Below are 7,285 nucleotides of genomic sequence, written 5' to 3'. Positions count from 1 at the left end.
CTTTGTGCCTTTGTATTTATGTGGATAAATCAACGCATTGCTTATCGTAGAAAAGTTACTCATCGTGCGAATGTTGCTTTTATACAAAGTGCCGATGGTGCTATTTGCTGTATCGATGGTTACGATAAAGTAATCGCCGCTTTGTTTTAGTGTGTAAAGTTCGCTTCGCGTGGTTAATCTATCAAAATCGACTTTTAGCCCATTTGCCCCGCTATAATCGTTAATTATAAGTTTTTCAAGCAAATATGCTTTGTCTAACTCAAAATTATTGCCAAAATCCAAAATCATCTTTGAATTACCATCGGCGAATCGAACATTTTGAGTATTTGTAACCAAATGCGAATTATTGCCTGTCGGCGTAGTTGTGCTATTAAATGTGCTTTGTGATTCGTCTATAATCATCGCCCAATCTTTTATCACATAAAAGTAGTATTGCGCATCTCTTAAATGTTGTCTATTGTTACTATTAACATTTATCACGCCATAGTTTGCTATCGTAATATCGCCAGTGCCACCTTGCGTTGAGATTCCATTCATAGTGCCGTAGTTCGTTACGCTCATAGGGACACTTTCACCCGCACCATTTCTAAATTGTCCAAATCCGCCCATAGTGCCGTAATTTATAAGATTGCGTATAGAGCCACCGCCCCAGCCAAATGTCTCATTTGTCTTACTTGTATCAATATCGCCGTAGTTTATGAAAGTATCGATTGCTCCATTTGTGCCCAAAGTTATTCTGCCTGTTAATGCTAAATTTCCGTTATTTGTAACTTCGCTATAAGGTGAATCTATGGTGCAATTATATAGATTCGTGCAAATATCACGCAATTCATCAGCATTTAAAAAAAATCCCCCCCCCCGTGAGAAAAATGGTAAATGCCGTTTTTGTAAAGCTGTGTTTTGACATATTACCACCCTGCCTGTGTTGCGATGGCGGTGGCGATTGCCACGACAATATCATCGTTATTTACGCTCTCACTTGGCATAAGCTCTTGCATTTTGTTTTCCAAATACGAAGTATCAAAATTGCCCTTGCGAAAGTCCTTGTCCCGCGCGATATTTAGCAAAAATGGGATTGTGGTTTTAATGCCGCGAATCTTAAATTCTTCAAGCGCACGAATGAGCTTATTTACCGCCAAATCATAGCTACTAGCGCGGACGATGAGCTTTGCAATCATCGAATCATAATTTGAAGGTATCACATAATCCTTATAAACCGCGCTGTCGATTCGCACAAAAGGTCCTAGTGCGGGATAATACGCCGTGATTTTGCCCGGGCAGGGCATAAAGTCATTTGCGACATCTTCGGCGTTGATTCGCGCCTCAATCGCGTAGCCTTGATGAGAAATATCGCTTTGATTCAAATCCAAAATCTCCCCTGCCGCGCAACGAATCTGCCGTCCGATTAAATCAAAATTTGTGATTTCCTCTGTAATGCCGTGCTCAACTTGAATGCGCGTATTCATCTCCATAAAATAAAAGTTATTCAGCTCATCAACCAAAAATTCAATCGTCCCTGCGTTTGAATACCCTGCCGCCTTTGCTGCTGCCACTGCAACCGCGCCCATTTTACGCCGTAAATCTAGGCTCATCGTAGGGCTAGGCGCAATCTCAACTAGCTTTTGATGACGGCGTTGAATGGAGCAGTCGCGCTCTAATAAATGCACGATATTGCCGTAATTATCGCCGATGATTTGAAACTCGATGTGTCTAGGATTTTCGATATATTTTTCCATAAAAACTTCATCATTTTTGAAAAATATCATCGCCTCGCGTTTGCAAGCCGCAAAATTTTCCAAAATCTCATTATCGCCTCGCACCACGCGAATCCCGCGCCCACCGCCACCATTGCTCGCCTTTAAAATCACAGGATAGCCGATTTTGTTTGCTATGATTTTGATTTCATCGATAGTGTGCGAATTTAGTGGCTCGGTGCCGGGCACGATAGGGATACCATTTGCCTTCATAAGCTCCCGCGCGGCGTTTTTATCGCCCATTTTGGCAATCACGCTGTGACTAGGTCCAATCCACACAAGCCCCGCTTCTTTGACTTTTCTGGCAAACTCGGCGTTTTCGCTTAAAAATCCATATCCCGGGTGAATCGCCTCCGCCCCGCAAGACAAGGCAGTATCGATAATCGCATCGCCGTCCAAATACGCTTTTAGCGCATCAGAGCTCACTTCGTAGCTCTCATCTGCCATCTTAATGTGTAGCGAATCGCAGTCAGCGCGGGAGTAAATCGCCACGCTATGAATATGCAAGTCTCTACACGCGCGAATGATTCTAACGGCGATTTCGCCACGATTTGCGATTAGAATTTTTGAAAACATTTCCCCATCCTTTTTTAAGAAGTTTGCAAGTTTAGCGAAAAATATTTAAATTTAGCGCAGAATCTGCCCCTAGATTCTGCGAAATATGCGAGATTTTACATAAAATCGCAGAATCTCGCGCGAAAAACATAAATTCGCAGAATCTACTCGCGAAAAATAGCAATTCGCAGAATCTACTCGCTTCGCAAAGTTGCCAAAGGATTGATTTGCGCGGCTTTGCGACTAGGATAAAACGATGACGCCAAAACGACAAGCACACCGCCAAAAATTATCATCGCAAAATCGATTAGCGATAAATATAGGGGCAGTTTGGAGCTACCATAGACATCGGCAGGGAGTGAGATTATGGGGAATGTCGATAGTAGCAACAGCACCAAACCCGCCAAAATCGCCCCAAAGACAATCCCGCTAAAACCGATGACATTGCCTAGCCAAAAAAATGTCGCTTGAATGTCGCGCTTACTTGCACCAAGCGATAAAAGTAGGGCGATTTCGCGCCTACGCGTCATTATCACCATCATAAGAGAGCTAATGATATTTAGAGACGCCATTATGATGATAAGCATTAGCACGATGAAAAGGGCGCGTTTTTCAAGCGCAATCGCGCTAAAAAAGTTGCCATTTTGTTGCCACCAGCCTACGATACTAGCACCTTGTGGCAGGGCAGAGCGAAGCGATTCAATATCTTGCGTGGGATTTGCCGAATAGATATGAATGCCATCATACACGCGCGAATCCACCCCGCGAATCTTTTGCAACTCGCCAATATCCATATACATATAGCCCTCATCATAGGCATTTAGCCCCGAACTAAATGTGCCATCAAGAGAAAAACGGCGCATTTGTGGCATTAGCGACAATCCACTTGCTTGAAGTTGCGTGAAAATAATCGTTACTTTTGAGCCAATGCCGATGGGTGCGGAGTTTAGCGTGGTATTAAAGGCAGAATTTCTAATGGCTCGTTCGCCTAAAATGATAGAATTTTTGGTGAAGTCTAAATTTTCATTTTTTTCGCGCAGGACTTTGTTTATGGCGATTTCGCGCTTAAAATCAATGCCAAAGATAAGTCCTGCATTTAGGTTGCTACCTAATTTTACCGCGCCTTGTGAGCGGACATAAGGGGAGAATTTAAGGTGTGGAAATTTTGATTCAAGATTTGCCAAAAGTGCTGAATCTACGGCGTTTCGTTGCGTTGCAAAAATGGTAAGCGGATAATTCATCACAAAAAGTCGCTCTTCAAAGTGGCGAATCATACCCTCCATAATCGCCATCGCCACAATTAGCACCATAATCCCCACGCCTACGCCCAAAAACGCCAAAAGTGCCGTGATAGAAATGAATGGTTGCGTTTTGTCAAAGCGCAGGTATTTGGAGACTAAAAATCTAAAAAGCAAGGGAGAGCCTTTGTGTGTGGGATTTTGAGAGATAATACTTGGATTTTGGGGCAGATTCTGCGATATTCTCACTAGATTCTGCGAACGCAGAATCTACCCACCCCCTAACCCCCTCCGCAATGGAGGGGGGATTTTTAGATTCTGCGTTTTTAGTTTTGTTCGCAGAATCTGCGTTATTTTCGTCATTGCGAGACTTGCGGAGCAAGTCGTGGCAATCTATGGATTTTTTTTGGATAGTTGCTTCACTTTGTTCGCAAATCCTGTGGATTGCCGCGTTCGCTTCGCTCACTCGCAATGACAAACTAGAAGTAGATTCTGCGATTTTCGTTTGAATTGCAGAATCTGCATTAGATTCGTCGTTTTTAATATTCGATTCACTTAAATCTTTTCGCAAAAAGGGCTGTACCCCGCTCCCGCTCCCCCCAACTATTAAATTGTGTTCCCAAAAAGCAGCCGCTTTTTCGCTTTTAGGGGGAGTGCCTCGCTTATCCGCTTCTAGCAAAAAATCGGCGGGTGGCACTACTGCACCCTTTGATTCCGATTTTTTGCACCACGAAGCGGGCGAGATTAAGGGTGCTTCGCACGGATTATTTGGACTAGATTCTGCGCTCGCAGAATCTACTTTATTTGCAGTCATTGCAAGATTTTGCGTAGCAAAATCGTGGCAATTCGCAGAATTTGTGAGCAAAGCGAAACAACCATCCACATTATTATTTTTTTGGATTGCTTCGGCACTTCGTACCTCGCAATGACGAAGTAAATCAGATTCTGTGTTTTTCGTGCGATTCGCAGAATCTAATGCGCCGTTACAAACAATCGAAGTAATGGCGGTAGTGCTTTCGTAGCTTTTAGCGAATCGACACAAGGATAGCGGACTTTGCGTCCGTGCCTTGTGGCGATTTGCTAAATCTGCAAAATGATTACCCCAGAACAAATTGCCAACCACGCGACTCATTTTGCCAATTCTCCCACTTTCGGTCCGCTCTTCCCGTGGCACAACTTATATTTCTTCCCACTTCCGCACGGGCAAGGGTCATTTCGTGCGATTTTTTTGGAGCGAATAGGCGTTAGCTTTGTCGCATTTGTCGCGCTATCATTGTCTTTGTTAAATTCGACATTGTCATTTTGCGACTCCATAGATTCTAACATTTTACGCGCTCTTTCCTCGTCCTCATCGCTTTTTGCGCGAAGTTTGATGATATGAATCATTTTTGCACTCTCCATTTTTAGGCTATCTTTTAGCTCCAAAAATAGATTGTAGCTTTCCTTTTTATACTCCACAAGCGGGTCTTTTTGATTGTATCCGCGCAGTCCAATGCCCGTTTTTAGGTTATCCATCACATATAAATGCTCTCTCCACGCATTATCAAGCACTTGCAAATAGATGATTCGCTCAATTTCGCCCCTTTGCTCTGCGTCCAAAACGCTCATTTTGGATTCGTAATCCTCCGCAATTTGTGCCAAAATCTGCTCTCTTAAATCTGCCAAGCTCGAATCTTGCGCGATATTTTGAATTGCCACTCCAAAATTTTCCGCGATTTGCGATTGAAGCGCGGGAAAATCATCTATATTTCCGCTCTCCAAGCTAGTCAAATTGCCCAAAATATTATCCAATGCAAATTCCCTATCCTCCGCGATTTTGTGGCTCAAATCGTAGTTTTCATCTAACAAGCGATTGCGAAATTGATAGATGAGTTTGCGTTGCTCATTTGCGACATCATCGTATTCTAGGATATGTTTGCGTGATTCAAAGTGGAGATTTTCAACCTTTTTTTGCGCATTTTCAATGGAGCGCGTAATGAAGCCTGATTCGATATGTTCGCCATCTTTTAGCCCTAATTTTTCCATAACGCCCTTAATTTTGTCGCTACCAAAGATTCGCAAGAGTGAATCTTCCAAACTCAAATAAAATTGACTTGCGCCCGGGTCGCCCTGCCGTCCGCTTCGTCCTCTAAGCTGATTGTCGATTCGCCGTGATTCGTGTCGTTCTGTGCCGATGATAAAAAGTCCGCCCAAATCGCGCACGCAATCCTCTATTTTTATATCCACACCGCGCCCAGCCATATTTGTAGCAATCGTAACCACGCCTAATTTCCCTGCGTCTTTGATGATTTCGGCTTCTTGCGTGTGATTTTTGGCATTTAGGACATTGTGAGGGATTCGCGCTTTTTTAAGCAACTCGTGGAGTTTTTCGCTTTTTTCAATACTAGCAGTTCCTATCAAAATCGGCACTCCCTTTTTGTGAAGTGCGATTACTTGTTTGCAAACGGCGTCAAATTTTTCTTTTTCGCTTTTAAAAATCAAATCATTGTAATCCTTGCGGATATTGGGGACATTTGTGGGGATTGAGACAACATCAAGTTTATAGATTTGCAAAAACTCACTTGCCTCTGTTTGCGCCGTGCCTGTCATACCTGATAGCTTTTCATACATTCTAAAATAATTTTGAAATGTGATGTCAGCCAAAGTTTGGCTTTCTTCTCTAATATCTACCATTTCTTTTGCTTCGATAGCTTGGTGCAATCCTTCGCTAAAACGCCGTCCCTCGCTCAAACGCCCTGTAAATTCATCTACGATTACGACTTCATTGTCCCGCACGACATAATCTTTGTCCTTTAAAAACAAATAATTTGCCTTCAACGCTTGGTCTAAATGGTGCGCTAGTGCGGCATTTTCGATATTATAGAGATTTTCGACTTTGAATAATTCTTCGGCTTTTTTTATGCCAGATTCGCTAATCATAATGGCGCGATTTTTCTCATCTACGCTAAAATCCGTATCTTTGACTAGCTTTAATGCCACAGAGTTCGCAAGTCCGTAGTTTTCTAACTTGCGATTCGCAGGTCCTGAGATAATCAAAGGCGTTCTCGCCTCATCAATCAAAATCGAATCCACTTCATCGACAATGGCAAAAAAATGCTCTTTTTGAAATTGATTTTTTAGGCTGAACTTCATATTGTCGCGCAGGTAGTCAAATCCAAATTCATTATTTGTGCCATAGATTATATCGCACTCATATTGCGCCATTTTACTCTCATCATCGCGCTCTTCGCCCGTGATTACGCCGACTTTATAGCCCAAAAACTCATACAAAACGCCCATTTCACTCGCATCGCGCTTTGCCAAATAATCATTCACCGTTACGATATGCACCTGCCTATCAATCATCGCATTTAGCGCAACTGCAAGGGTTGCTACAAGCGTTTTGCCCTCGCCTGTTTTCATTTCAGCGATTTTGCCCTCGTGAAGCACCATACCGCCGATGATTTGCACATCAAAATGTCGCATTTTTAAGACGCGCTTTGACGCTTCGCGTGTGATTGCAAAGGATTGGGGCAACGCGCTATCAAGCGCGGAAATGCCGACTTTTTCAAATTCTGCTTTTGTTTTGGCGCGGAGATTTGCGAATGCTTCTTGTAGTTGCGAATCGCTTAAGTGTTCAAAGTGCGATTCAAGCGCATTTACGCTCTCTAATCTCTTGCGATATTCTTTTAACATTCGCTCATTGCGCGTCCCTACGATTTTGCCTAAGATTTTTTTTATCATTTATGATTCCTATGT

Annotated in this window: 6 protein-coding genes; all 6 read right to left on the bottom strand. The window is 43.0% G+C overall.

Annotated features, from left to right (window positions below):
• A partial coding sequence (locus tag ACWIUD_RS06165; RefSeq protein WP_454147692.1) for a hypothetical protein occupies positions 1-915 on the bottom strand: 915 nt, incomplete at its 3' end.
• Positions 909-2,330, bottom strand: a complete 1,422-nt coding sequence (locus ACWIUD_RS06160) for an acetyl-CoA carboxylase subunit A (protein ID WP_454147690.1) — start codon at positions 2,328-2,330, stop codon at positions 909-911. The genes ACWIUD_RS06160 and ACWIUD_RS06165, both read right to left, overlap by 7 nt.
• A 31-nt stretch (positions 2,331-2,361) precedes the next feature.
• The gene (locus ACWIUD_RS06155) at positions 2,362-2,493 is read right to left on the bottom strand and encodes a hypothetical protein (protein ID WP_454147688.1); all 132 of its coding nucleotides are present in this window, start codon (positions 2,491-2,493) and stop codon (positions 2,362-2,364) included.
• Positions 2,494-2,503: 10 nt separating this feature from the next.
• Complete coding sequence (locus tag ACWIUD_RS06150) at positions 2,504-3,778, bottom strand: ABC transporter permease (RefSeq protein ID WP_454147704.1); 1,275 nt, start codon at positions 3,776-3,778, stop codon at positions 2,504-2,506.
• On the bottom strand, positions 3,714-4,658 hold the full coding sequence (locus tag ACWIUD_RS06145) for a hypothetical protein (protein ID WP_454147686.1): 945 nt from the start codon (positions 4,656-4,658) through the stop codon (positions 3,714-3,716). The genes ACWIUD_RS06150 and ACWIUD_RS06145 overlap by 65 nt, the downstream gene beginning before the upstream one ends.
• Before the next feature lie 17 nt (positions 4,659-4,675).
• Positions 4,676-7,270, bottom strand: a complete 2,595-nt coding sequence (gene secA / locus ACWIUD_RS06140) for a preprotein translocase subunit SecA (RefSeq protein ID WP_454147684.1) — start codon at positions 7,268-7,270, stop codon at positions 4,676-4,678.
• Positions 7,271-7,285 lie beyond the last annotated feature (15 nt).

It is taken from the genome of Helicobacter sp. 23-1044, from assembly GCF_053654695.1.
The sequence above is the reverse complement of the archived record's forward strand: the minus strand, read 5'-3'. Positions and strand labels throughout refer to the sequence as shown.